We start from the raw sequence: 23506 nt of genomic DNA on the forward strand, positions 1-23506 counted from the left end.
ACCCACCCCAGCAAGACCAGCAAGTCCAGCACGACCAGCCCCACCACCGCCCCACCACGACCTCCCGGAGCAGAGCCCATGAGCCAGACCGCAGCGATCCCGCTCAGCGGCATGCTCGACCGCCCGGTCCTCCGCGGCCGTCAGGTCACCCGCTCGGAGACGGTCCTCGCCTGGTCGGTCGCCGCGATCGCCGCACTGCTCCTCACCGCCGCGGTCCTGTTCCTCTCCGCGGGCGGCCGCTGGTTCGTCGTCGAGACCCCGTCGATGGGCGAAGCCGCCCCCGTCGGCACCCTCGTCCTCGACCTGCCGGTGGACGTCGCCACGCTCAGCGTCGGCGACATCGTCTCGTTCGAGACCTCCGCCAACCCGGACGTCGTCTACACGCACCGCATCGTCTCGATCGACGCGGACGGCGGGCTCCACACCCGCGGCGACGTCAACGGCGCGACCGACCCGTGGACGCTCACCCAGGCCGACGTCATCGGCACCCCCGCGCTCCTGGTCCCCCGCATCGGCTGGCTGCTCCGCGCCGCGCCGATCCTGCTCATCGGCACGCTGATCATCCTGACCCTGACCAGCGCGTTCACCGACCGGGTGACCCGTTCCTGCCTCCGGATCGCGGGCAGCGCCCTCACCGTCTCGTACGCGGCGTTCGTGTTCAAGCCGTTCGTCAACGTGACGACGATCACGAACACCTCGAGCCCGACGGGGGTCGAGGCCACCGTGATCTCGTCGGGGATCTTCCCGGTCCGCGTCGACGCCCACGGCGGGAACAGCGTCCACCTGGTCGACGGCGAGATGGGCCGGGTCGTCATCCACGAGCTGACGAAGAACGGGCACTACCAGCTCATGTCGAACATCGACCTCGATCCCCTGGGCTGGGTCGCGTTGATCGCCGTGTGCCTCGTGCCGCTCGTGGCGTGCCTGGCGGTCGGCCGCGTCGAGACGGTGCGTCCCTCGTGATCCTCCGCCGCCTGCGCGACGGCCGCGTCGTCGCCGTCCTCCTCGTGGTCGCCCTGGCCGTCGTCGTCCTGCTGAACCAGTTCGCCCCGACCCGCTCGGCGTACAGCGCACGCGTGACCAACAGCGCGAACACCGCGGCGACCGCGCCCTACTTCACGTGCACGGGCGCCGTCGGCGCCGACACCGCGAACGCCCTGTTCGCGTACCGCCTGACCGAGGCCTCGGGTTCGCGGACGGCCACCGACTGGTCCGGTCGTGCTGCGAACGGCACCTACCAGGGCACCATGACCGCGACCACGCCGAGCCCGAACGCCTGCCCGCGTGACAGCGGCAGCGCCTACGCGCTCAACGGGTCCACGAGCTACGTCTCCACCCCGCGCTCGTACGCCAACCCCACGACCTTCAGCGAGGAGGTCTGGTTCCGCACCACGGTCGCCGGTGGCATGCTCATCGGCTTCGGCAGCAGCCAGACCGGTGCGTCGGGCCAGCACGATCGGAAGCTCTACCTGACCACCAGCGGCCAGCTCGCGTTCGGCACGTACAGCGGCACCACGCAGGTACTCACCTCGCCGAAGGCCTACACCGACGGCGTCTGGCACCACACGGTGGCGACGATGTCGCCCACCAACGGCATGCGCCTGTACGTCGACGGCACGCTCGTGGCGTCGAACGCGGCCTTCAAGAGCCCCGAGAACTTCACCGGGTACTTCCGCGTCGGCTACGACGTCGTCAGCGGGTGGCCGGGTTCCACGAGCAACCCGTACTTCACCGGGTCGATGCGGTACGCCGCCGTCTACGGCACCGAACTGACGGCCAGCCAGGTGGCCGCGCACGCGGCCGCCGGTTCCTGACAGGGCTGCCTGCCGGACGGGAGGCCCGTGGCCGTGCCCGCCCCGGGCCTCCAGGCCGTCTCTGGTGGCGTCGACAACGTGGGCCGGGTTGGCGGACCGGGCCCACCAACCCGCGGATTCGGGGCGACGAATCCCGCTGATCAGGCCTTTTCGTCCCGTGGACCATGCCAGGATCGTCAGGTCCTGAGACGTCGACGTCTCCGTCCGACCGTCTCGAAAGGCGCCGCCCCCATGTCGTTCTGGGCCCTCTTCCTCATCGCGCTCGGCGTCTCCGCAGACGCCTTCGCCGTCGCCCTCGGCAAGGGCCTGCACATGAAGCGCTTCGACGTGCGGCACGCGATCGTGATCGCGCTCACGTTCGGGGTGTTCCAGGCGGTGATGCCGTTGCTCGGCTGGCTGCTCGGGTCCGCGTTCGCGCAGGACATCGCGGCCTTCGACCACTGGATCGCGTTCGGGCTGCTCGCCCTGGTCGGCGGGAAGATGCTGTGGGAAGCGTTCTCGACGCACGAGGACACCGAGCAGGACACCGACCGGCTGCCCATCCGCCAGTTGCTCGTGCTGGCGGTCGCGACCAGCGTCGATGCCCTGGCGGTCGGGGTCACCCTGGCGTTCCTGCCCGTGTCGATCGGCGGCGCGGTGCTGCTCATCGGGATCACGACCGCGGTGCTGTCGTTCGTCGGGGTGGTCGTCGGTCGCCGGGTCGGCGCCCGGTTCGGCAAGCCGGCGGAGATCGCGGGTGGCGTCGTCCTGATCCTGATCGGCCTGAACATCGTGCTGGAGCACACCGGCGTCATCGGCTGAGGCCAGGACTCAGGAACCAGCCTCGAACACACCGGAGGCCCGTGGCGAGCTGCCACGGGCCTCCGGTGTGGTGCTGGTGGGCGTCAGTACCCGCCCGTGGTGCTGGTGGGGGCGTTCGCGAGGACCGCGACCACGAAGATGATCCAGATGATGCCGAACACGAGCGACAGGGCGCTGATGATGACGCCGGCGAGGGCGAGGCCGCGGCCACGCTCCCCGGTCTTCTTGATCTGCGAGAGCGCGATGATCGAGACCACGAGGCCGGCGATGTTCACCACGAACGCCAGGACGAACCCGACGATCGCCATGACGTTGAAGCGGTCGGACGACGGCTGCATCGGAGCGCCGTAGGGCTGCCCGCCGGCGGCGTAGGGGTTCGGGTTCTGCTGGTTGTACTGGGGCGTGCCGTCACTCATGGCGCCGCGTCCTCTCTGGTCAGGGGATGTCTACGCAGGAACGTACAGGACCAGCGGGCCGCAATGTGCAGAGGTGTGACGGGGAGCCGTGAACAGCCGGGAGGCCCGTGGCGGGCCCGCACCGCGCCTCCCGTCCGCCCGTTGCCGGTCCACCTGCCGGACTCGCCGCAGCCGTCGGGCGCATGATGGGCGGATGGCACGCATCCTCGTCACCGGATCCACCGACGGCCTCGGGCGGGGAACCGCCGACTCGCTGCTCCGCAGCGGACACGACGTCGTCGTCCACGCTCGCAACCGGGCCCGCGCCGAGGCGGTCGCCGACCTGGTGGAGCGCGGCGCCGGACTCGTCGTCGCCGACCTGGCGGACCGCGACGCCGTGATCGCCACCGCTCGGGAACTCGACGCCGGCACCCCGCTCGACGCCGTCGTGCACAACGCCGGCGTGATCTCGGGCCGTTCCCTGGTGCCCGTCAACGTCGTGGCGCCCTACCTGTTCACCGCGTTGCTGCAGGCCCCGAAGCGGCACGTGTACCTGAGCAGCGGGATGCACCGGGGCGGCCGCCCGCGCCTGGACACCGTCGACTGGACCGGCGCTTCGGAGACGAACTCGTACTCCGACACGAAGCTGTTCGTGACGGCGCTCGCCGCCGAGGTGCCGCTCCGACGCCCGGGCGTGCTGAGCAACGCCGTCGACCCGGGCTGGGTGGCGACCAAGATGGGCGGGGCCGGCGCTCCGGACGACTTCGAGCTGGGACACCGCACGCAGGAGACGCTCGCGACCGACCCCGATCAAACCGTGACGGGCGGTTACTGGTTCCACGGGGAGCAGCAGGAACCGCACCCGGCGGTCGCCGACCAGCGGTTCCGCACCGAACTGCTCGACGCGCTCGCGACTGCCACCGGCGTCACGCTCTGAGTCGCGCGCACCGCCGTCAGGAGCGTCGGAGCGTCTCGCTCGGGTACTCGCCGTGCCGGTCGGCGTACGCGGCGGAGAACCGGCCGGCGTGGGCGAAGCCCCAGTAGCGGGCGACGTCGGCGACGTTCGTGGTGGCCGGGTCGGACGCCAGCAGTTCGGTCCGGATGCGGTCGAGCCGCACCGAGCGGATGTAGGCGTTCGGCGACATGCCGAGCAGCCGCTGGAAGGCGGCCTGCAGGGCGCGGAGGCTGAGGTGCGCCATCTCGGCCAGGTCGGTGCTGGTGATCGGCAGGTGCGCGTGCTCGTGGACGTACTCGACGACCTGCCGGATCCGACGGTGCTGCGGGAGCAGGAGTTCGTGCGGCAGGCCGGCGGTGGCGCGGGGGTACAGCTCGAGCAGGGACACCGCGGCCAGCCGGCCCATCTCGGCCTGCAGCAGCGGGGACGCCTGTCGGTCCAGGGTCGTCGCGGAGATGAGCTGGACCGTCTGCCGCCACTGCCGGATCGCCGCGTCGTCGATCTGGGCGGTGTGGTCGAAGCGGCGGAGCGACAGGCCACGCTCGGCTGCGACTCCCTCGACGGCGCTGCGGTTCACCTGGACGAGCCGCTGGTCGTAGTCCTCGAAGCGGAACGGGAACGCCTCGTTCGGCCACATCTGCGGGCGCCCCGGCACGAGGTGGATGGCGGAGCCGCCGTCGCCCAGGACGCCGAGCCCGCGGGTGATCCACTGGACGACGAAGTCGTCACCGGCGGGCATCTCACCCGTCAGGCGTCCACCGAAGCGCACGGCGCGGAGTGTCATCGTGCCGTCGCCGGCCGCCGTGTACCGGTAGTCGAACCCGTCGCCCGTGGTGTCGGCGTGCCACTCGATGCCGTCGTACGCGGTCGCGAGGGTCTGCTTCGCAGCTGCGAGGTCCGTGCCCTGCTCGTCGACCCGGATACGCGCGGGCTGCTCGGTGTCGTCGTTCATGTCGCTCGAGCAGTAGTTTCACACCCCGGTTCGGGCCCATCGCGCGATTGTCCAGATGCGGTCAGAACAGGGCGTCACCCTCGTGCACCGCGAGCAACATCGCCGCGGCGGTCCGGGCCGTGCGGACCGGTTGCACCGAGCGGTGGACGGTCGCCTCGACGTGCGCTCCGTGGAGCAGCAGGGTGAGCGCCTGGCCGAGGTGCACCGGCAACGCGGCCGCAGCGCAGCGTTCGGCGACGTGTGCCTCGACCTGCCGCAGCTGGTCGTGCAGCAGGTCGCTGAGGTCGGTTCCGTCGGCGGCGGCTTCAACTCCGCCGTGGGCCGCGCCGGACCACGCGCGGTGCCCGTCGGCCACGAGACGGTGCTCCAGGTGGGTGAACACGGCGAGCAGCCGGTCCCGGGGGTCGTCGAGGGCGGCCTCGTGCGCCAGCAGTCCGCGCATCCACTCGTCGTGCCGGTGGCGGACGGTGTCGAGCGCTCCGAACCCGACCGGCGCTCCGGACGAGACGGTCGGTTCGGCCACGAGGGTGACGGCGCTCACGCTGCGACGAAGAAGTCCGCGTACGTCGGATCAGCCGGGACGCCCCGCACCACGCCGGACAGCCGCCGGGCGATGAGCGCCTCGAGTTCGATGGGGGGCATCAGGCCGCGGCGGCGCCACTCGAAGGGCTGTGCCCGGAGTTCGTCCATCGCGTCGTCGTCGGAGGGGTGGGCCACGGGAATCATGCGCCGAGGCCGATCACGACGACGGCCGCGGATGCCGTGGCGGTGACCGAGACGATCCCGGTCGCGGTCGCGGCGACCATGAGCGTCCGGAGCCGCGCCTGTTCGCGGATCTCGGTGAAGGGGCTGCGCTCGGAGACGCAGCGTGCACGGCGGGCCACGGCGGTGTGGGCGTGCTTCGGGGCGAGTGCGGTGTCGGTGGTGAAGGTGGTCGTGGTGGTCATCGCTCGGGTCCGTTCCTCTCTGCGTCCTCGCCGGCGGTCCTGTCGATCGGGGTGGGATCGACGGTAGGTCGTGCTCCCCGGTGACCGTGGACGAACCGGGGCCGGACGGCGAAAGTCGGACAGGCGGGCTGCGGAAGGTGTCCGGAACGGGGTGGCGCACCAGCGCGATCCGGCCAGGACGGCCCTGCGAAGGCGTTCGTCGTGTCCGGACCAGGATGGCCTCGACACGACGAACGGAGGACCCGGTGACCCTCGGCCTGCTCAACGGATCGGGCGGGTGGCAGCGCGTGCGACGGCACGGCCTGCTGCTCGCGAACGTCGCCGTCTTCGTCGTGTGCTTCATCGGCATGGTGTTCGCCGGGTGGCGGGTGTCCGTGGCGGACGCCCTCCAGCACGGCGAGGTGGCCGAGTCGCTCTGGGGCTTCCTGACGAGCGGCGACTTCGCCGAGGCCACGTTCGAGAACTGGGAGAGCGAGTTCCTGCAGATGGGCGCGTACATCGTGTTCACGGTGTTCCTGTTCCAGAAGGGGTCGAGCGAGTCCGAGCCGCTGGACGAGGAGAGCCCGCAGGACGAGGACCCACGGGAGCACGCCGACGACCCGAAGGCTCCGTGGCCGGTGCGCCGGGGCGGGATCGTGCTCGTGCTGTACGAGAACTCCCTGCTCATCCTGTTCGCGGTGCTGTTCCTCGGCAGTGTGGTGGGGCACCTGATCGGTGGTGCGGCGGCCTACAACGAGGAGCAGCTCGAGCACGGCGGCGGTGTCGTCTCGGCGTGGGGTTACCTGGGCACGAGCCAGTTCTGGTTCGAGTCGATGCAGAACTGGCAGTCGGAGTTCCTGGTCATCTCGGTGATGGTGATCGCCACCGTGTCCCTGCGGCAACGAGGGTCGAGCCAGTCGAAGGCCGTGGCCGCACCGACGGAGCAGACCGGCGCCTGACCGGACCCGGCTGACGACGATCGCGGGGTTTCCCCACCGACCACGGGGGGCAGCACCGGTGTGCGGGCGGACCCCCGCGGCGAGGCTGGTGCCGGGCAATAAGCTCGTCACCGACACGAAGAGGTCCGCATGTACACCGCCGTCGCCACCCCGGGCGAACCCACCACCGTCCCCCGGTTCCGACCGTTCCGCGCCGTCGCCGACGGCAGTACGTGGCGGGCCTTCGCGTTCCACGCCGCGCACCTGCCGATCGCGATCGCCGCCCTGGCCTGGTTCGTCGTGGTGCTGGCCGTCGGCATCCCGGTGTCGCTGACCTGGGTCGGCCTGGTCGTCGCCGCGTTCCTGCTCGGTGGGTCGCACTGGTTCGCCGCGGTCACCCGCCGGATGTCCGCCGCGCTGCTCGGGCAGGCCGTCGTCGCCCCGGCACCGCCCCGAGCGGGCTCGACGCCGCTCGGCACCGCGTTCGCCCGGCTGTCGGACGGCCCCACGTGGCGGGCGTTCGCGTACCTGCTCGCGGGGTTCGTGCTGACCACCACCACGTTCGCCGTCTCGACCGCGGTGCTCGTCAGCGGCCTGGGCGCGATGACCCACGCGGCGTGGGGGCACTTCCTGCCGGCGCAGCGGGGCGCGGACGGCGAGCTCCACAGCGGTGCGCAGTTCCTCGGCGTGTACGTCGACACCCCGCCGATGCAGGCCGCGTTCGCGGTGTTCGGCCTGCTCATCGTGCTGTTCCTCTGGCCCGCGGTGAACCACGGGCTCGCGGCGCTGCAGCGTGTGGTCATCCGCGCCTTGCTCGGTGCCACCGCACGTGACCTGCGGCTCCGCCAGGTCACGGCCTCGCGCGACGCCGCCGTGCTCGACGCCGACACCACCCTGCGCCGCATCGAGCGGGAGCTGCACGACGGCACCCAGGCCCGGCTCGTCGGCCTGGCGATGACCCTCGGCGACGCCCGCGACCGCCTGCAGACCGGCGCCGACCCGGACGCGGTCACCGCGCTGGTCGACCGGGCGCACGCGTCGACGAAGGAGGCCCTGGTCGAGCTCCGCGCCCTGGCCCGCGGCATCCACCCGCCCGTCCTCGACGAGGGGCTCGAGGCCGCGCTGACCTCGGCGTGCTCCCGCACCCCGTTCCCCGTCGCGCTGTCGGTCGACCTGCCCGTCCGGCCGTCCCGCGTCGTCGAGGGCATCGCGTACTTCGGGGTGCTCGAGCTGCTGACGAACGTGTCGAAGCACGCCGGCGCCTCGGCCACCGCCGTCCGGGTCGGCATGCTCGGCACCGACCTGCTCGTCGAGGTCGAGGACGACGGCCACGGTGGGGCACACGTCGCCCTCGGCACCCCCGACGGTCACGGCACCGGCCTGGCCGGCGTGCTGGAACGGCTGCGCGCCGTGGACGGTGACCTGCAGGTGGACAGCCCCGCCGGTGGCCCGACCCGTATCCGGCTGCGCATGCCGAGCGGAGCCGAACGGTGAGGATCGTCGTCGCCGACGACAACACGATCGTGCGCGAGGGGCTGACGTCCCTGCTGCGCGGTCGCGGGCACGAGGTCGTGCCGGTGTCGGACGGCGACGCTGCGGTGGCCGCCGTCGCGCACGGTGCGGTCGACGTCGTGGTGATGGACATCCGGATGCCGCCGACCCACACCGACGAGGGCGTCCGTGCGGCCGTGCGGGTGAAGGACGTCCGGCCCGACGTCGGGGTGCTCCTGTTCTCGCAGTACGCCGAGGCGCAGTGGGCGCGGGCGCTGCTCGACGTCGCAACGGTCGGCGTCGGGTACCTGCTCAAGGACCAGGTCGCCGAGGTCGGTACCTTCATCGACTCACTGCACCAGGTCGCCGCGGGCAACGTCGTGCTCGACCCCGAGGTGGCGGCCGCACTGGTCCAGGCGCCGCGTACCACGAGCGGTCCGCTCGACTCGCTGACCGCCCGCGAGACCGACGTGCTGCGCCTGATGGCCGAGGGCCGGTCGAACGCCGCGATCGCGGACACGCTGTTCCTGTCCGGCGGGACCGTCGAGAAGCACGTCACCGCGGTCTTCACCAAGCTCGGGCTCGAGGCGACGCCGAACGAGAACCGGCGGGTGCTCGCGGTCCTGCGGTTCCTGGCGGACTGAGCGGGGCCCTGGACGGGCCGACCGAGCCTGAGCGGGAGGCCCGTGGCGGGCCCGCCACGGGCCTCCCGTCCGGTCCGCACCACGCTGGTGCGGTAGGTTCCTGCCGAACACAGTCCGCACGTGAGAGGGGGCGCCCGATGGCGCAGGGGCACCGCTCTCCGCCCACGATGAGCGACGTCGCCGCCGTGGCAGGTGTCTCGAAGAAGACCGTCTCGAACGTGCTGTCCGGCTACGAACACGTCTCCGTCCGCACGCGCGACCGTGTGATGGCCGCCGTCGACGAGCTCGGCTACGAACTCAACGTCTCGGCCCGGAACTTCCGCGCCGGACGCTCCAAGGTGCTGGGGCTCGCGGTGCCGGAACTGCGGCAGGCGTACTTCGCCGAACTCGCCGACGCCGTCATCCGCGCTGCCGGAGCCGTGGGCTACACGGTGCTCATCGAGCAGACCGCGAGCGGCGTGCGCGAGGCGGACGCGATCACCCGGATGCGCGAGCACTCGATCGACGGCATCATCTACAGCCCGCTGACCGTCCGGCCGAGCGACGCCGGCGCGCTCGAGGTGAAGTTCCCCCTGGTCGTGCTCGGTGAGCCGATCCCGGACGCCCCCGTTCCGTTCATCGCCATGTCGAACGCGGACGCGCTGCGGGACGCGACCGCGCACCTGCTCGACGCCGGTCGCCGGTCGATCGCGTTCATCGGGTCCGATCCGTCGGGCCCCGTGCGCACGGCGCAGGAGCGACTGCGGGGATACCGCGAGGCGCTCGACGGCCACGGCGTGCCGTTCGCGCCCGAGCGGGTGGTGCCGACCGCGCTGTGGCACCGGGCCGAGGGGGCGGCGGCTGCACGCCAACTCCTCGACGCCGGCGTGCCGGTCGACGGGATCGTCTGCTGCAACGACGCGCTGGCGCTCGGGGCGATGAGTGCCCTGCAGCTCGCGGGCCGGACCGTGCCGGACGACGTCGCGGTCGTCGGGTTCGACGACATCGAGGAGTCGGCGTACTCGACCCCGGCGCTGACCACGGTGTCGGCCGACCTGGACCGCGTCGCGGCGACGGCGGTCGGGGTGCTCGTCGCCCAGCTCGAGGAGGGCGCCCCGGCGACACCGGGGGTGCTGCGCTCGCCGCACGCGCTCGTCGTCCGGGCGTCGTCCGGACCGTTGCGCTCGGTCTCTGCCTGACCCGGTGACCACGGGTGCTCCCCGACCCCTTGACCGGGCGGTCGAGCACCGGCTACTGTCCACATTTACACCGGTGTAAATCCGGGATGGACGAGGTCCGCACACCGACGTGCCGGACGGATGGCAGGTTTTCGATGAAGAAGCACATCGCGGTCGTCGCGCTCGCAGCAGCGGCGTCGCTCTCCCTCGCCGGGTGCGCCGGCTCCCCCGGGTCGTCGGGTGACGGCGGTCACGTCGACCTGACGTTCTGGCACGGCTACACCGAGGCCGACGGCAAGGTCCTGGACGGCATCGTCAAGGACTTCAACGCCTCGCAGGACAAGGTCACCATCACGACCCAGACGAAGACCTGGGCCGTGATCGACGACACGATGCTCCCCGCCCTGTCCGCGAAGAAGGGCCCGGACCTCGTCGCGATGACCTCCGACCGGCTGCCGGTCTACGCCCAGAAGAAGGCGCTGGTCGACCTCAGCGACTTCTACGCCGACGACGCCAACAACACCGGGGACCTGAAGGAACAGGCCGTCGCGATGGAGCGGGTCAACGGCAAGGAGTACGGGGTGCCGAGCGGGTTCGTCCCGCTCTCCGTGATCTACAACAAGAAGCTGTTCGCAGCGGCCGGCATCGACTCCTTCCCGACCACCTGGGACGAGTGGGTCGCCGACGCGAAGAAGCTCACGAAGGACGAGAACGGCGACGGCACCCCCGAGCAGTACGGGCTCGTGCTGCCGGACCACCAGACCGTCGGCAACGGCATCTGGCCGAGCCTGTTCGCCGGCAACGGCGGATCGATCACGAACGAGGCGGGTACGAAGTCCACCATCGACTCCGCCGCGAACGCCGAGACGCTCGAGTACTGGGCGAAGGCGGTGCGCGACGACAAGATCTCGCCGACCGGTGTCGACGGCATCGCTGCGGACAAGCTCTTCACGGCCGGCAAGACCGCCATGGAGATCGGCGGTCCCTGGATGGCCGGCGTCGCCGAGGCCTCGGACATCGACTACGGCATCGCCGCGATCCCTGCGGGCCCCGAAGCACAGGTGGCCTCGGCCATCGGCATCTCGCTCGGTGTGACGGCCCAGACCGACGACGCGAAGCAGGCCGCAGCCGAGCGGTTCCTGCGCTACTTCAACGAGCAGTCCGTCGCGACGAAGTGGGCCCTCGGCTCGGGCTGGCCGCCGCTCCGCACCGACGTCACCGCCGCCGACGTCGACGAGAACCCGACGGTCGCGACGCTCACCGGGCTGCCGGGCACCACGATCCCGCTCCTGCCCGGCGTGGTCGACAGCGCTGACGTGCTCACCGCCGTGGACACCGCGACCCAGAAGGCGATGGCCGGCGGGAACCCCGAATCGCTCCTCGCCACCGCCGACGCCGACGTGCAGTCGGCCCTGAAGTAGCAGCAGCGGCCCTCGGAGGACCCTCGTGACCACGCAGCAACTCGGCCGACGCCGTCGGTACCGACCACCGGGCCAACTCGGCGGACGATCGCCCCTGAACGGCACGTTCCGCCGCCGCGCCACCATCGTCGGGTTCCTCGCACCCGCGATCGTCATCCTCGGGGCGTTCGTGCTCTGGCCGATGCTCTCGGCGCTCCAGCTGTCGTTCACCGACGCCAGCGGGTTCGGCGACCCGTCGTTCATCGGGTTCGCGAACTACGTCCGGGTCTTCACCGACCCCGACGTCCTGCGGTCCATCGGCAACACCGCGCTCTACTCGGTGCTCTTCACCCCCGTCGCGATCGTCGTCGCCCTGGTGCTCGCCCTCGTGCTGAATCACCCGGCCCTGCCGTTCCGCGGGTTCTTCCGGTCGGCGTTGTTCCTGCCGTTCATCGTGTCCCTGGCCGTCGCCGCGTTCGCGTGGTCGTACCTGCTCGACCCGCAGATCGGCCTGCTGAACCACTGGCTGCAGCTCGTCGGCATCCGGCTCGGCAACGTGCTGCAGGACCCGACGCTCGCGATGCCCACCGTGGTGCTCGTGGCCGTGTGGAAGAACTTCGGCTTCTACATGGTGATCTTCCTGGCCGGGCTGCAGGAGATCCCCACCAGCCTGTACGAGGCAGCGCAGCTGGACGGGGCGAACGGCCGCCAGCGGTTCGCGAACGTCACCTTCCCGATGCTGAGCAACACGATGGCGTTCGTCGTGATCGTCGCCCTCATCGCCGCGCTGCAGGCGTTCGACCAGATCTACGTCCTGACCGGCGGTGGCCCGTACCGGTCGACCGAGACGATCGTCATGCAGATCTACCAGTCCGGCTTCAAGGACCTCGACCTCGGGTTCGCGAGCGCCCTGGCGTACGTGCTCCTCATCGCGACCCTGCTGCTCAGCCTCGTGCAGTTCCTGTTCTTCGGGAAGCGCGGAGAGGACACCGCATCATGACCGCGCTCCCCCGTCCCGCGACCGTCGTCCGACGCAGCACGGTGGCCCGTCGACAGCCGTCGATGCGGTGGCTCGGCTTCGCCGCCGTGGCCGTCGTGACCCTGGCGGTGCTGCTCCCCGTCCTCGTGATCGTGTTCACCGCGTTCAAACCGGCGAGCGAGGTCAACGCCTACCCGCCGACGCTGTTCCCGCACACCTGGACGCTCGACAACTTCCGGGCGATCTTCACGCAGCTGCCGTTCGGGCGGCTCATCCTGAACAGCTTCGCCTTCGCCGGCGGTGTGACGGTGTTCGCGCTGGCGTTCGACGCGCTCGCCGCCTACGCCCTGGCGCGGCTCGACTTCCGGGGCAGCAGGGTGCTGCTCATCGTGATCGTCGCCAGCCTGATGATCCCCTTCCAGGCGACGCTCATCCCGATCTACCAACTGGTGTCCGACCTCGGGTGGGTGAACACGTTCGCGGGGCTGATCGCGCCGCGGGCGGCCGACGCCTTCGGGATCTTCTTCCTGCGTCAGTTCTTCGTGTCGCTCCCCCGCGACCTGGACAACGCGGCGCGGATCGACGGGGCCTCGGAGTGGCGGATCTTCCGGAGCGTCGTCCTGCCGAACGCGGTCCCCGCCCTGCTCACCCTCGGCATCTTCACCTTCGTCAACAACTGGAACGACCTGCTCTGGCCGCTGGTGTTCACCACCGACCAGGACATGGGGACCATCACGTCCGGCCTCACCCTGCTGACCGGGCCCGGCGGGATCATCCCGCAGGGCGTGATGATGGCCGGCGCCCTGATCGCCGTGCTGCCCCTCGCCGTCATGTTCCTGCTCGTGCAACGCCGCTTCATCGAGAGCGTCGCCAGCACCGGGCTCAAGTGACGACGACACCGCACGAGCCCGGAGCGGCCGTGCCCACCACGAAACGAGACACCATGCACTGGTCCGACGACGGCAGGCTGCACTTCGCCCTGGGCATCGAGGACACCTTCGTCCCGCAGGCCCGACCGGGCGAACGGCCCATCGACGAGTACGAGCTGACCGACCACTACCGGCAGTACGCCGCCGACCTCGGGCTGGCGGTCGACGTCGGCGCCGAGCTCCTGCGCTGGGGTGTCCCCTGGTACCGGGTCGCCCCCGAGCCCGGCGTCTGGGACTGGTCGTGGGTGGACGGCGTCATGGCGCGGTTCCGCGAGACCGGCCTGCGGCCCGTGGTCGACCTGCTGCACTACGGCACACCGCTCTGGCTCGACGGGCAGTTCGCCCACCCCGACTACCCGGCGCACGTCACCGAGTACGCCGCCCGGTTCGCGGCGCGGTACGGCGACGTCGCCACCGACTACACGCCCGTCAACGAGCCGGTCATCCACGCCCTGTTCTCGGGTGAGTACGGGTACTGGCCCCCGTACCTGACCGGCGCCGAGGGGTCGGCCCGGATCGCGTCCGCCCTGGCGAAGGGGTTCGTCTCGACGCAGCACGCGATCACCCGCGAACTCGGAGACGCCGCCACCTTCGTGCACGTGGACGCCGGCATCCGGTACGTGGGCGACGTCGACGCCCCGGAACACCGCGACACGGTCGCCCGCCTGCGCGCCCAGACGTTCTTGGTCGAGGACCTGGTCACCGGGGGCGTCGACGACGCGCACCCCCTGGTCGGTCGGCTGCGTTCGGGGGGCGTCACCGACGCCGACCTCGACTGGTTCCGGCAGCACGCGGTCCGGCCCGACGTGATGGGCGTCAACTACTACCCGCTGCACTCCACCGAGGTGTTCGAGGCGGGGGTGCACCACGGCGGCGGGTTCGCCGACCCGCGGCCCTACGAGGACACCGGCGTCGAGGGGCTCCGCGACGTGCTCACCACCTACGCCGAGCGCTACGGTGCCCCGGTCATGCTCACGGAGACGTGCGTCACCGGTTCGGTCGAGGAGCGCATCGGCTGGCTGGACGCCTCGGTCACGGCCGTGCGGGAGCTCCGCGACGAGGGGGTGCCGGTCGTCGGCTACACCTGGTGGCCGCTGTTCGACATGTACGAGTGGACCTGGCGGCACACGGACGCCCCACGCCAGGAGCACCTGCTCACGATGGGCCTCTTCGACCTCGTCGAGGACGGCGCCGGCGGTCTCGACCGTCGCCGCAACCCGGTCGCCGACGCGTTCGCTGCGCACTCGCGACAGGAACAGGCCGTGGCAGCGGCCCTGTCCGCGACCACCTGAGTGACTGGAGGCGCGGGTCGGGTCGGTCCCGCGCCTCCAGTCCGTCCCGGTGCCGCGTCTCAGGCCGCGACCGGCTCAGCAGGCCGGTCACGCAGCGCCGGGCAGTGTTCGGCGGTGGGGTGCTCGGTGATCGCGATGACCTGGTCGAGCCGCCCCCGGACGGCCTCGAGCTCGGCCAGCTGCGCGGTGATCCGATCCCGCTCTCCGATGAGCAGCGCGAACGACTCCGGCGTCGACTCCCCACGGTCGACGCAGGGCAGCAGCTGCACGATCGTGCGGCTCGCGAGCCCGGCGGCGAACAGCTGCTGCACGAGCTGGACCCGCTCGACGGCTGCGTCCGTGTAGATCCGCTGCCCGCTCGCGGTGCGCGACGCGGTGAGCAGTCCCTGCTCCTCGTAGTACCGCAGTGAGCGGACGCTGACGCTGGTCGCGGCGGCGAGGTCTCCGATGCGCATGTGTGCTCCGATCCGGGCTTGCCCCTGACATGGATGTGAGGTCTTAGCGTAGCCGAGCCGCTGCAGGAGACACCCGCGCGGCAGGAGGAGACACCATGGACATCGCTGGATCGGTCGCACTCGTCACCGGCTCGAACCGCGGCATCGGACGCCGCTTCGCCCTGGAGCTGCTGGAGCGCGGCGCGTCGAAGGTCTACGCGACCGCACGCCGCCCCGAACTCGTCGACGTCGAGGGCGTCGTCGCGCTGCCCCTCGACATCACCGACCAGGCCTCGGTCGACGCGGTGGCCGCCGCCGCGGGCGACGTGACGCTGCTCGTGAACAACGCCGGCATCTCGACGCAGGGATCCCTGGTGACCGACGACCTGGCCATCGTCCGGAAGGCCATGGACACGCACTTCTGGGGCAGCCTGTCGATGATCCGCGCCTTCGCGCCGGTGATCGAGCACAACGGCGGCGGCGCGATCGTCAACGTGCTGTCGGCACTGTCGTGGTTCGCGGCACCCGGCGCCGGTGGCTACGCCGCGGCGAAGGCGGCCGAGTGGAACATGACGAACGCGGTCCGCCTGGAGCTGGCCGACCGGGGCATCAGCGTGCAGGGACTCCACCTCGGTGCGGCCGACACCGACATGATGGGCGACTACGACGGCCCGAAGACGGACCCGACGGACGTGGCTCGTGCGGCACTCGACGGTGTGGAGCGCGGCGTGGCAGAGGTGCTGGTCGACGACTGGAGCCGGATGGTGAAGGCGTCACTCGCCGATGCACCGGAGCGCTTCTACGCGCAGATGGCCTGAGTGCCGCGGCGACACGACGGGCAGCTCGGCTCACTCCTGACAGAGGGACGCCGGTCGCGGCGGGAGGACCGCCGCGACCCCGTTCGTCCGTGGGTCTTTCGGTCCTGGTCAGACCGCGTCGGCGCGCAGGAACTCCGCCACCGGGGTCGACCCCGTGTTGAACCGGAAGGTGTTGCCTGCCGTGCCGGGGTTCTCGACGACGTCGGCGACCACGTGCGCCACGTCACCCCGCGGCACCTGGGTCGGCGAGCCGTCCCAGTCGACGGAGCCGGTCGGCTCGTCGTCGGTGAGGGTGCTCGGGGCGACGATCGTCCACTGCAGCCCCGAGTCGCGGAGCACGGCGTCGGCGATCATCTTCGACTGCGCGTACGCGAAGAAGTCCTGGTCCTGCGGGATCCCGTGGTCGAGTTGTGAGCCGGACCACGACACCATCACGTAGCGGTCGACGCCGGCCTGCTTCGCCCCCTGGATCGACAGCACCGCAGCGTCGCGGTCGATGGCCCAGGTCCGGTCGACGGAACCGCCACCGGCACCGGCCGACCACACCACGGCGTCGTGCCCGCGGACCAGTTCGGCGAAGTCGTTCAGGGACTGCTGCTGGATGTCCGCAACGTGCGGTTCGCCGCCGTGCGCCCGGATCTCGTCGGACTGGTCGGCGTTCCGGATGACGGAGGTGACCGTGTGTCCGCGCTCGGACAGGATGCGGGTGGCGAGGAGTGCGACCTTGCCGTGGCCGCCGAGGACGATGACGTTGCTCATGCGCCGGACGCTACTCGGGGCGGCTCCGTGCCCGGGGAACGCCGGACGTGCGCCCGGCGATCGCCCGCGATGCTCGGAACACCCGAGGTCACCGTGCGTACCGTCGGGGGCAACACGACAGGAGTCACGATGAGCAAGCAGCACGAGCAGCACACCCTGGTCCGCACCCTGGTCCTCGGCATCATGAGCGGCGGCCGGAGCGCCACCCCGCTCGCCGTCCTCGCACTGAACCACGACCGGTCCTCGCTGAAGGGTTCGTGGCAGCAGTGGAAGGTCTTCAGCACCCCGGTCGGCCGCGGCCTGCTCGTCGCCTCCGCCGTCGGTGAGCTCATCGGCGACAAGCTGCCGAAGACCCCGAACCGCATCGCCCCCTCCGCGCTGCTCGGACGTGTCGCGTCCGGTGCCCTGGCCGGCGCCGCCCTCGGCACCACCGGCAAGCGTGACCTGCGCATCGAGGGCGCGATCCTCGGTGGCCTCGGTGCCCTGGTCGGCAGCTTCGTCGGCTGGGGTGCGCGCAAGGCCCTCGGGGGTGCGGGCCTGCCCGACCCCGTCGTCGCGCTCGCCGAGGACGCTGCGGCCATCGCCGGCTCCGTGAAGGTCATCACCGCCGACTGAGCGTGGCCCGGCGTGCCGCGCTTGCTCGCCGCGGGCGTCGCGCTCGCCGCACTCGCAGCGTGCGCGCTTCGTGAGCAGGAACGGTCGGGTCGCACCGCCGCACCCGACCGTTCCTGCTCACGATCCGCACGCCTCGGCCTACGGTGGCCCTCATGCACATCGTCGTCATCGGAGCCACCGGCCACATCGGGTCGTTCCTCGTCCCCCGCCTCGTCCGCTCGGGTCACCGCGTCGTCGCCGTCACGCGCGGCACGAGCACCCCGTACGCCGACGCCCCGGAGTGGCAGCAGGTCGAGCGGATCACCGCCGACCGCGAGCAGGAGGACCGCGACGGCACTTTCGGCAGCCGCATCGCCGCGCTCGGTGCCGACGCCGTCGTCGACCTCGTCTGCTTCACCGAGTCCTCGGCCGCAGCGCTGGTCGACGCGCTCCGTGGCACCGGCACGCACCTGGTGCACTGCGGCTCGATCTGGCGCGCCGGTGTCTCGCACGTGCTGCCGATCACCGAGCAGAACGCGACCCCGCCGTTCGGCGACTACGGCGTCCAGAAGGACGCTATCGCCCGGATGCTCAAGGAAGAAACTGCCTCAGGCGGTTTGGTCACGACGTCGCTGCACCCCGGTCACATCAGCGGTCCGGGCTGGACCCCGATCGGTCCGCTCGGCAACCTCGACACCTCGGTGCTGACGAAGCTGTCCGCCGGCGAACCGCTCGAGGTCCCCGGTCTCGGCGCCGAGACGATGGCCCACGTGCACGCCGACGACGTCGCGCAGGCGTTCCAGCTCGCGGTCGAGCACCGCGATGCGGCGGCGGGCGAGGACTTCTTCGTCACGGCTCCGACGGCGCTCACCGTGCGCGGGTACGCCCACCTGGCAGCGTCGTGGTTCGGCCAGGAGGCCCGGCTCGACTCCGTCACCTGGGACCGGTTCCGCGAGACCACGGCTCCGGAACACGCTGACGCCAGCTGGGAGCACCTGTCCCGCAGCCAGGTGTTCAGTACCGAGAAGGCGAGTCGTCTGCTCGGCTACGCACCGGCGTTCACCGCCGAGGAGACCGTGCTGGACGCCGTGCGCTGGCTCGTGGACCACGGCGAGCTCGAGGTCACGAACCCCCTGGTCCGCTGAGCCCCGCGGTCAGGTCCGGTCCGGCTCGACCACGAGGCCGCGGTTCCGGTGCACGACCCAGACCGTCGCGGCGAACCCCGCCGACACCGCGGCGCCGATCGTGACCGCCGTCCAGCCCCCGGCGTTCCACAGCACCGACGCCAGCGCCGAACCGAGCGCACCGCCGATGAAGTTCGAGGTGACGAACGCCGTGTTGAGCCGGCTCCGCGCGGCCGGGTCGACCGAGAAGAGCCGGGTCTGGTTGAGCACGTTCGCCGCCTGCACCGCGACGTCGAGCAGCAGCACGGCGAGCAGCACCACGACGATCGAGTGCGCACCGACCCCGGCGACGACCAGGGAGACGAGCAGGAGCACGATCGCTCCCCCGGTGACGGGTACCGACAGCCCCCGGTCGTGCAGTCGCCCGACCCGCTGCGCCGCCACGGCACCCGCGAGCCCCACCAGCCCGACCAACCCGATGCTGCTGGTGGAGAAGTCGTAGGGGTCGCTGCTCAGCAGGAACGTCAGCGCGGTCCAGAACATCGTGAACACGGCGAACACCGACGAGCTGATCACCAGCGTGACCTGCACGGTCCGGTGGGTCCGGACGGCACGGAACACCGACAGGATGAGCTGCGGGTACGGCACCTTGCCGCGGGCTTCGAGCTGCGGGATGGCTCGGCGCAGCAGCACCGCGAGGACGAGGGCGACGACGGCGGCGAACACGTAGATCGCGCGCCACCCGAACGCGTCCGCGACCAGGCCGCTGATCGTCCGCGACACCAGGATGCCGGTGAGCACACCGGACGCGATCGTGCCGACCACGCGTCCGCGCTGCGCGGGGTCGGCGAGGTCCCCGGCCAGCGGGATGAGGAGCTGCCCGGCGACCGTGGTGAGCCCGACCAGCGCGAGGGCGACCAGGAGCGTCGCGAAGCTCGGCGCGATCGCGGCGAGCAGCAGCGCGACGGCCGAGGCGACGAGCACCCAGGGGATCAGGCGTCGGCGGTCGAGGACGTCCCCGAGCGGCACGACGAGCAGGATGCCGAGGGCGTAGCCGACCTGGGTGAGCGTGACCAGCAGCCCGGCGAGCGACGCCGAGGTGCCGAGCGACGATGCGATGTCGTCGAGCAGTGGCTGCGACCAGTACAGGTTGCCCACCGCCGCTCCCCCGGCGACGGCGAACAGCAGGGTCCGGCCCGTCGACATCGAGTGGTCGGTGGTCATGCTGCGGGTGCTCCTTCGTTCAGGGCGGCCAGGGCGTTCAACGTGCGCGGGTAGCCGATGAGCGGGACGAGCACGGTCAGGACGTCCAGCATCTGCTGGCGGGTGTTCCCGACGTTCAGGTTGCCGGCCACGTGCCCCTGCACCTGTGCGTCGGCCCCGCCGAGTGCCGCGAGCAGCGCGAGGGTCAGGAGTTCACGGGTGGGCAGCGACGGCGCCCTGCACCTCGTCCGGTGACAGGTGCTGTCCTCACCCCTCTCCGCTCATCGACGCCGGAACAACTCCCCCAGGTGCCAGGGGCCGGGCGCGAGCCGCACTGCCGCCTCGGCACGGACCCGTTCCTCGAGCTCGCGATCGCGGGTGAGCTCGTGGATCTCCTGCTCGGCGCGCAGCCGGAACCGCAGTCGGCCGAGGCCCCCGGCCGACGGCGCGGGGAGGACCGTCCGGACGGAGTCGGTGTCGTTCATGCTGGATGCGCCCTTCCTCGTCGTGGCTGTGGACACTTGGTGCGGTCGTGCGACGCGACCACGTCACGGCCGGGAGGCGCGGTGCCGGCTGGCACCGCGCCTCCCGGCTGTCAGTGGCCGCGGCCACCGCATCAGGCGAGCTGACGGGCCCGCTCCGCGATGCCCTCGGTCGCCGCCCACGAGGCCAGCACCCGCAGGGCGTCGGCCGTCGGACTGCCCGGCGTCGCCGGGTAGATCGTCAACGCGAGCCCCGGGTCCTCGGCGAGTTCGAGGGTCTGGAAGTGCAGCTCGAGCGGTCCGACGACGCCGTGCCGGAACGACTTCACGCCGGCGTAGTGGCGTCGGACGTCGTGCGCTGCCCAGAGTTCGCGGAAGTCGTCGCTCCGCATCGACAGCTCGCCGATCAGCGCGGCGAGGTCCTTGTCGTTCGGCGTCCGGCCCGCTTCGCGCCGCAGGATCGCGACGTTCGTGTGCGCCGCCCGCTGCCAGTCCTGGTAGAAGTTCCGCGCCTGCGGGTCGAGGAAGATGAAGCGCGAGAAGTTCATCGGCCGCGCCGGTGCCGCGACCAGGTCCGAGTGCATCGCGAAGCCGAGCGCGTTGGCGGCGACGATGTCCTGGCGGTTGTTGACGATCATCGCCGGGGCGTCCGTGACGACGTCGAGCAGGTACTGCAGCTCGGGTCGGACGGCGGCGACGGGCACGACACGACCGGCGCGACGCGGGGTCTCGTTCTGGTGCTGCGCGAGGTCGCGCAGGTGCTCCTGCTCGGCGGGGTCGAGCTGCAGGGCGCGGCCGATGGCGTCGAGCACGCTCTCGGAGACGCCCTGCAGGTTCCCCCGCTCGAGTCGCGTGTAGTAGTCGATGCTGACGCCGGCGAGGCGGGCGACCTCTTCTCGGCGCAGCCCGGTCACGCGGCGCCGGGTGCCGAAGGTCTCGACGCCGGCTTGCTTGGGGGTGATGCGGGCGCGACGGCTGGAGAGGAAGTCGCGCGCTTCGTCGCGGTGGTTCATGCCGTCACGGTACTTCGCCTCGTCCGGCGCGAGCGAGGGGCTGCGGGAACCCCTTTCACGTGCGCGTGAACGGGACGGAGACGATCCGGTCGTCACCGCTCGACGGTGTCCCGCGGCCGTCGGTGTTGTTCGTGACGAACCAGAGGGTGTCCGACGGGCCCTCGACCACCGTTCGGATCCGGCCGAAGTCACCCGCGAAGTACTCGGTCGCGGTTCCGGGGTCGTCGGCCGGGATCGCGCGCAGCACCTCGCCCCGCAGGTTGGCGACGAAGACGGTGTCGTCGACGACGGCGAGGCCGCTCGGGGACGCCTCGTCCGTCGACCACTGCTGCACGGGATCGACGAAGCCCCGGTCCTCGCCGCCGGTGCCCTCGACCTCGGGCCAGCCGTAGTCCGCGCCGGGCTCGATGACGTTGAGCTCGTCGTGGGTGTTCTCGCCGAACTCCGACGCGAACATCGTGCCGTCCGACGACCAGCCCATGCCCTGCACGTTGCGGTGCCCGAGGCTCCACACCGGCGACCCGTCGATCGGGTTGTCGGCGGGGACGTCCCCGTCCGGGGTGAGCCGCAGGATCTTGCCCGCGAGCGAGTCCTCGTCCTGCGCGTCCGTGCTCGCACCGGCGTCCCCGACGCTCGCGTACAGCATGTCGTCCGGGCCGAACGCGATCCGCCCGCCGTCGTGGAACGTGTTCTTCGGCAGGCCGTCGATGATCGTCGTGGCGTCCCCGAGCCCCCACGACCCCGCGCTGCCGGTCAGCTCGTACCGCTGGATCCGGTTGCCGTCGTCGGTCGTGGAGTACACGAACAGGTCGTCGTCGTGCAGTGCGAGCCCGAGCAGGCCGCCCTCGCCGCCGTGGCTGACCCCGTCGACGGTGCCGACCTCGCGGGTGGTGCCGTCGGACCGCAGCTCGAGCACCCGGGCCGAGTCACGCTCGCTGACCAGCGCGTCGCCGTCGTCACCCGTCAGGACCACCGACCAGGGGGCCTCCAGGCCGGTGACCACGTCGGTGGTGTCACCGTCGAGCGCCACCTGACCGGCGGACAGGCCAGCGGGTGCGGTGGCGCGCGCCGTCGGCGATCCGCCCCGGTCGGATCCGTCCTGGTCCGCTCCGTCGCCGCTCGTGCAGGCGGTCAGGGCCAGTGCGGCGACGGCGGCGATGCCGGCCGCCGACCAGAGGCGGCGGCTACGGGGCGTTCCGGCGGGTGTGTCCACGATGATCCTCCCGGGGTCGTGGGTCGATCACACACGCTGCGTTCGGGAAACCCCTGAGGGGTTCCGGCGGCACCTCCCGCGCGCAGACGCGCCGGCCTACCGTCGTCGGCATGCAGATCGAACCGAAGCAGCCGACCGTCAAGAACCCGCCCGAGCAGTTCACCGGCGACGTCTGGCTCGACGCCGTCGCCTCGCCGAAGGAGCCCGGTCAGACCATGACCGTCGCCAAGGTCCGGTTCCTGCCCGGCGCCCGTACCGCCTGGCACTCGCACGCCAAGGGACAGACCCTGCACGTCACCGAGGGCGTCGCACGGATGGGTACCCGGGACGGCCGTGATCGAGGTGCAGGCTGGACAGACCGTCTACACGCCGGCCGGCGAGGAACACTGGCACGGCGCGACCCCCACCGACTACATGGAACACCTCGCGATGCTCGAGGGCGCCGACGACCGGCGACCACCACCACCTGGCTCGAGCACGTGAGCGACGAGGAGTACACCGCATGACCACCATCGCCATCGTCGGGGCCGGCAAGGGCCTCGGCCTCGCCGTCGCCGAGCGCTTCGCCCGTGAGGGCTTCGCCGTCGCCCTGATCTCCCGCAACCAGGACCGGCTGGACGGCCTCGCCGCCGAACTGCGCGAGCGCGGGCACACCGCCGCCGGGTTCGCCGCGAACGTCCGTGACGGGGACTCCCTGCGCACCGCACTCGAGCGCGCCACCGAGCAGCTCGGCCCCATCGAGGTGCTGCAGTACAGCCCGCTCCCCGCCAAGGAGTACATGCGCCCGGTGCTCGAGACCACGGCGGACGACCTGGTCGGCCCGATCGAGTTCTCGGTCTACGGCTCGGTCAACGCCGTCCGCCAGGTGCTGCCCGGCATGCGCGCGATCGGCCACGGCACGATCCTGTTCGTCAACGGCGGCAGCGCGGTCCGCCCGGGAGCCCGTGTCACGGGCACCTCGGTCGCCTTCGCCGCCGAGAGCGCCTACGCGCAGCTGCTGCACGACGCCGTCCGCGACGAGGACGTCCACGTCGGCCAGCTCATCATCCCGTTCGGCATCGACGACGGGCAGCCCGAGCACTCCGGGGAGTCCATCGCCGACCGCCTGTGGGCGATCCACACGGAGCGCGGCGACTTCCGCACCTACGCGGAGGCACTGCCCGAGCTCGCGTGAGCGTGGCGCTCACCACGTG

The 23506-nt window shown here is 71.5% G+C and carries 28 protein-coding genes and 1 pseudogene; 17 read left to right on the top strand and 12 right to left on the bottom strand.

Annotated elements, in window-relative coordinates:
* The first annotated feature begins 78 nt into the window (after positions 1-78).
* From DEJ35_RS00005 to DEJ35_RS00015, 3 genes are all read left to right on the top strand, one after another.
* Positions 79-963, top strand: coding sequence for a S26 family signal peptidase (locus DEJ35_RS00005; RefSeq protein ID WP_110862913.1), 885 nt, complete (start codon positions 79-81; stop codon positions 961-963).
* Positions 960-1814, top strand: coding sequence for a LamG domain-containing protein (locus DEJ35_RS00010; RefSeq protein ID WP_110862914.1), 855 nt, complete (start codon positions 960-962; stop codon positions 1812-1814). Before DEJ35_RS00005 ends, DEJ35_RS00010 begins: the two co-directional genes overlap by 4 nt.
* Positions 1815-2045: 231 nt before the next feature.
* A complete protein-coding gene (locus DEJ35_RS00015; protein ID WP_110862915.1) occupies positions 2046-2615 on the top strand; it encodes a manganese efflux pump MntP family protein in 570 nt (189 codons plus the stop codon).
* An 83-nt stretch (positions 2616-2698) separates the two neighbouring features.
* Here DEJ35_RS00015 and DEJ35_RS00020 read toward each other — a convergent pair whose 3' ends face one another.
* Positions 2699-3031: a DUF4190 domain-containing protein gene (locus tag DEJ35_RS00020; protein WP_110862916.1), complete on the bottom strand. Its 333-nt coding sequence runs from the start codon at positions 3029-3031 to the stop codon at positions 2699-2701.
* 193 nt (positions 3032-3224) lie between these two features.
* Here DEJ35_RS00020 and DEJ35_RS00025 point away from each other — a divergent pair, with 193 nt between their 5' ends.
* A complete protein-coding gene (locus DEJ35_RS00025) occupies positions 3225-3947 on the top strand; it encodes an SDR family NAD(P)-dependent oxidoreductase (RefSeq protein ID WP_110862917.1) in 723 nt (240 codons plus the stop codon).
* Between the two features lie 16 nt (positions 3948-3963).
* On the opposite strand, the gene DEJ35_RS00030 is transcribed toward DEJ35_RS00025, so the two are convergent.
* The 4 genes from DEJ35_RS00030 to DEJ35_RS00045 all read right to left on the bottom strand — a co-directional run bounded on the left by DEJ35_RS00030 (position 3964) and on the right by DEJ35_RS00045 (position 5864).
* The gene (locus tag DEJ35_RS00030; RefSeq protein ID WP_110862918.1) at positions 3964-4917 is read right to left on the bottom strand and encodes an AraC family transcriptional regulator; all 954 of its coding nucleotides are present in this window, start codon (positions 4915-4917) and stop codon (positions 3964-3966) included.
* A gap of 61 nt (positions 4918-4978) precedes the next feature.
* Entirely contained in the window at positions 4979-5458 is a 480-nt protein-coding gene (locus DEJ35_RS00035; protein WP_111191850.1) for a hypothetical protein, read from the bottom strand.
* A complete protein-coding gene (locus DEJ35_RS00040; RefSeq protein WP_111191851.1) occupies positions 5455-5634 on the bottom strand; it encodes a hypothetical protein in 180 nt (59 codons plus the stop codon). Before DEJ35_RS00040 ends, DEJ35_RS00035 begins: the two co-directional genes overlap by 4 nt.
* 5 nt (positions 5635-5639) lie before the next feature.
* Entirely contained in the window at positions 5640-5864 is a 225-nt protein-coding gene (locus DEJ35_RS00045; RefSeq protein ID WP_110862921.1) for a hypothetical protein, read from the bottom strand.
* Between the two features lie 245 nt (positions 5865-6109).
* Between DEJ35_RS00045 and DEJ35_RS00050 the strand changes: the two genes are divergently transcribed.
* From DEJ35_RS00050 to DEJ35_RS00085, 8 genes are all read left to right on the top strand, one after another.
* A complete protein-coding gene (locus DEJ35_RS00050; RefSeq protein ID WP_258370038.1) occupies positions 6110-6802 on the top strand; it encodes a DUF6766 family protein in 693 nt (230 codons plus the stop codon).
* A gap of 129 nt (positions 6803-6931) precedes the next feature.
* A complete protein-coding gene (locus tag DEJ35_RS00055) occupies positions 6932-8275 on the top strand; it encodes a sensor histidine kinase (RefSeq protein WP_111191852.1) in 1344 nt (447 codons plus the stop codon).
* Complete coding sequence (locus tag DEJ35_RS00060; RefSeq protein ID WP_110862923.1) at positions 8272-8916, top strand: response regulator transcription factor; 645 nt, start codon at positions 8272-8274, stop codon at positions 8914-8916. Before DEJ35_RS00055 ends, DEJ35_RS00060 begins: the two co-directional genes overlap by 4 nt.
* Before the next feature lie 167 nt (positions 8917-9083).
* Positions 9084-10094: a LacI family DNA-binding transcriptional regulator gene (locus DEJ35_RS00065; RefSeq protein WP_111091326.1), complete on the top strand. Its 1011-nt coding sequence runs from the start codon at positions 9084-9086 to the stop codon at positions 10092-10094.
* A gap of 134 nt (positions 10095-10228) precedes the next feature.
* Entirely contained in the window at positions 10229-11494 is a 1266-nt protein-coding gene (locus tag DEJ35_RS00070) for an ABC transporter substrate-binding protein (RefSeq protein WP_111091327.1), read from the top strand.
* 25 nt (positions 11495-11519) lie between these two features.
* Positions 11520-12473: a carbohydrate ABC transporter permease gene (locus DEJ35_RS00075; RefSeq protein WP_111028862.1), complete on the top strand. Its 954-nt coding sequence runs from the start codon at positions 11520-11522 to the stop codon at positions 12471-12473.
* The gene (locus tag DEJ35_RS00080) at positions 12470-13342 is read left to right on the top strand and encodes a carbohydrate ABC transporter permease (protein WP_111191853.1); all 873 of its coding nucleotides are present in this window, start codon (positions 12470-12472) and stop codon (positions 13340-13342) included. The genes DEJ35_RS00075 and DEJ35_RS00080 overlap by 4 nt, the downstream gene beginning before the upstream one ends.
* 53 nt (positions 13343-13395) lie before the next feature.
* Positions 13396-14673: a family 1 glycosylhydrolase gene (locus tag DEJ35_RS00085; protein WP_111091329.1), complete on the top strand. Its 1278-nt coding sequence runs from the start codon at positions 13396-13398 to the stop codon at positions 14671-14673.
* Between the two features lie 59 nt (positions 14674-14732).
* Here the strand turns inward: DEJ35_RS00085 and DEJ35_RS00090 are convergent, their stop codons facing one another.
* A complete protein-coding gene (locus tag DEJ35_RS00090) occupies positions 14733-15128 on the bottom strand; it encodes a MerR family transcriptional regulator (RefSeq protein ID WP_111191854.1) in 396 nt (131 codons plus the stop codon).
* A gap of 95 nt (positions 15129-15223) precedes the next feature.
* On the opposite strand from DEJ35_RS00090, the gene DEJ35_RS00095 reads away from it, so the two are divergent.
* Positions 15224-15925, top strand: coding sequence for an SDR family oxidoreductase (locus DEJ35_RS00095; protein WP_110862940.1), 702 nt, complete (start codon positions 15224-15226; stop codon positions 15923-15925).
* Between the two features lie 108 nt (positions 15926-16033).
* Here the strand turns inward: DEJ35_RS00095 and DEJ35_RS00100 are convergent, their stop codons facing one another.
* Positions 16034-16684 (bottom strand): NAD(P)H-binding protein, encoded by a 651-nt coding sequence (locus DEJ35_RS00100; RefSeq protein WP_111091331.1) that lies wholly within the window; start codon positions 16682-16684, stop codon positions 16034-16036.
* A gap of 129 nt (positions 16685-16813) precedes the next feature.
* Between DEJ35_RS00100 and DEJ35_RS00105 the strand changes: the two genes are divergently transcribed.
* Both DEJ35_RS00105 and DEJ35_RS00110 read left to right on the top strand, forming a co-directional pair.
* A complete protein-coding gene (locus tag DEJ35_RS00105) occupies positions 16814-17299 on the top strand; it encodes a DUF4126 family protein (protein WP_181435457.1) in 486 nt (161 codons plus the stop codon).
* A gap of 152 nt (positions 17300-17451) precedes the next feature.
* Positions 17452-18423 carry an NAD(P)-dependent oxidoreductase gene (locus DEJ35_RS00110; protein WP_111191900.1) on the top strand — a complete coding sequence of 324 codons (972 nt, stop codon included), beginning with the start codon at positions 17452-17454 and terminating at the stop codon, positions 18421-18423.
* Positions 18424-18432: 9 nt separating this feature from the next.
* Here the strand turns inward: DEJ35_RS00110 and DEJ35_RS00115 are convergent, their stop codons facing one another.
* The 5 genes from DEJ35_RS00115 to DEJ35_RS00135 all read right to left on the bottom strand — a co-directional run bounded on the left by DEJ35_RS00115 (position 18433) and on the right by DEJ35_RS00135 (position 22313).
* Complete coding sequence (locus tag DEJ35_RS00115; protein WP_111091334.1) at positions 18433-19626, bottom strand: MFS transporter; 1194 nt, start codon at positions 19624-19626, stop codon at positions 18433-18435.
* Positions 19623-19832, bottom strand: a complete 210-nt coding sequence (locus DEJ35_RS00120) for a carboxymuconolactone decarboxylase family protein (RefSeq protein ID WP_111091335.1) — start codon at positions 19830-19832, stop codon at positions 19623-19625. Before DEJ35_RS00120 ends, DEJ35_RS00115 begins: the two co-directional genes overlap by 4 nt.
* 54 nt (positions 19833-19886) lie before the next feature.
* Positions 19887-20090 (bottom strand): hypothetical protein, encoded by a 204-nt coding sequence (locus tag DEJ35_RS00125; protein ID WP_110862935.1) that lies wholly within the window; start codon positions 20088-20090, stop codon positions 19887-19889.
* A 131-nt stretch (positions 20091-20221) separates the two neighbouring features.
* On the bottom strand, positions 20222-21100 hold the full coding sequence (locus DEJ35_RS00130) for a helix-turn-helix transcriptional regulator (RefSeq protein WP_111191855.1): 879 nt from the start codon (positions 21098-21100) through the stop codon (positions 20222-20224).
* Positions 21101-21155: 55 nt separating this feature from the next.
* Positions 21156-22313: a sorbosone dehydrogenase family protein gene (locus tag DEJ35_RS00135; RefSeq protein ID WP_111124061.1), complete on the bottom strand. Its 1158-nt coding sequence runs from the start codon at positions 22311-22313 to the stop codon at positions 21156-21158.
* Positions 22314-22423: 110 nt separating this feature from the next.
* Between DEJ35_RS00135 and DEJ35_RS00140 the strand changes: the two are divergent.
* Positions 22424-22819, top strand: a pseudogene (locus DEJ35_RS00140) (cupin domain-containing protein).
* A complete protein-coding gene (locus tag DEJ35_RS00145) occupies positions 22816-23487 on the top strand; it encodes an SDR family oxidoreductase (RefSeq protein WP_027466861.1) in 672 nt (223 codons plus the stop codon). The pseudogene DEJ35_RS00140 and the gene DEJ35_RS00145 overlap by 4 nt, the downstream one beginning before the upstream one ends.
* Positions 23488-23506: the final 19 nt, after the last annotated feature.

This window comes from Curtobacterium sp. MCPF17_051 (genome assembly GCF_003234595.1).
Lineage (GTDB): Bacteria > Actinomycetota > Actinomycetes > Actinomycetales > Microbacteriaceae > Curtobacterium > Curtobacterium flaccumfaciens.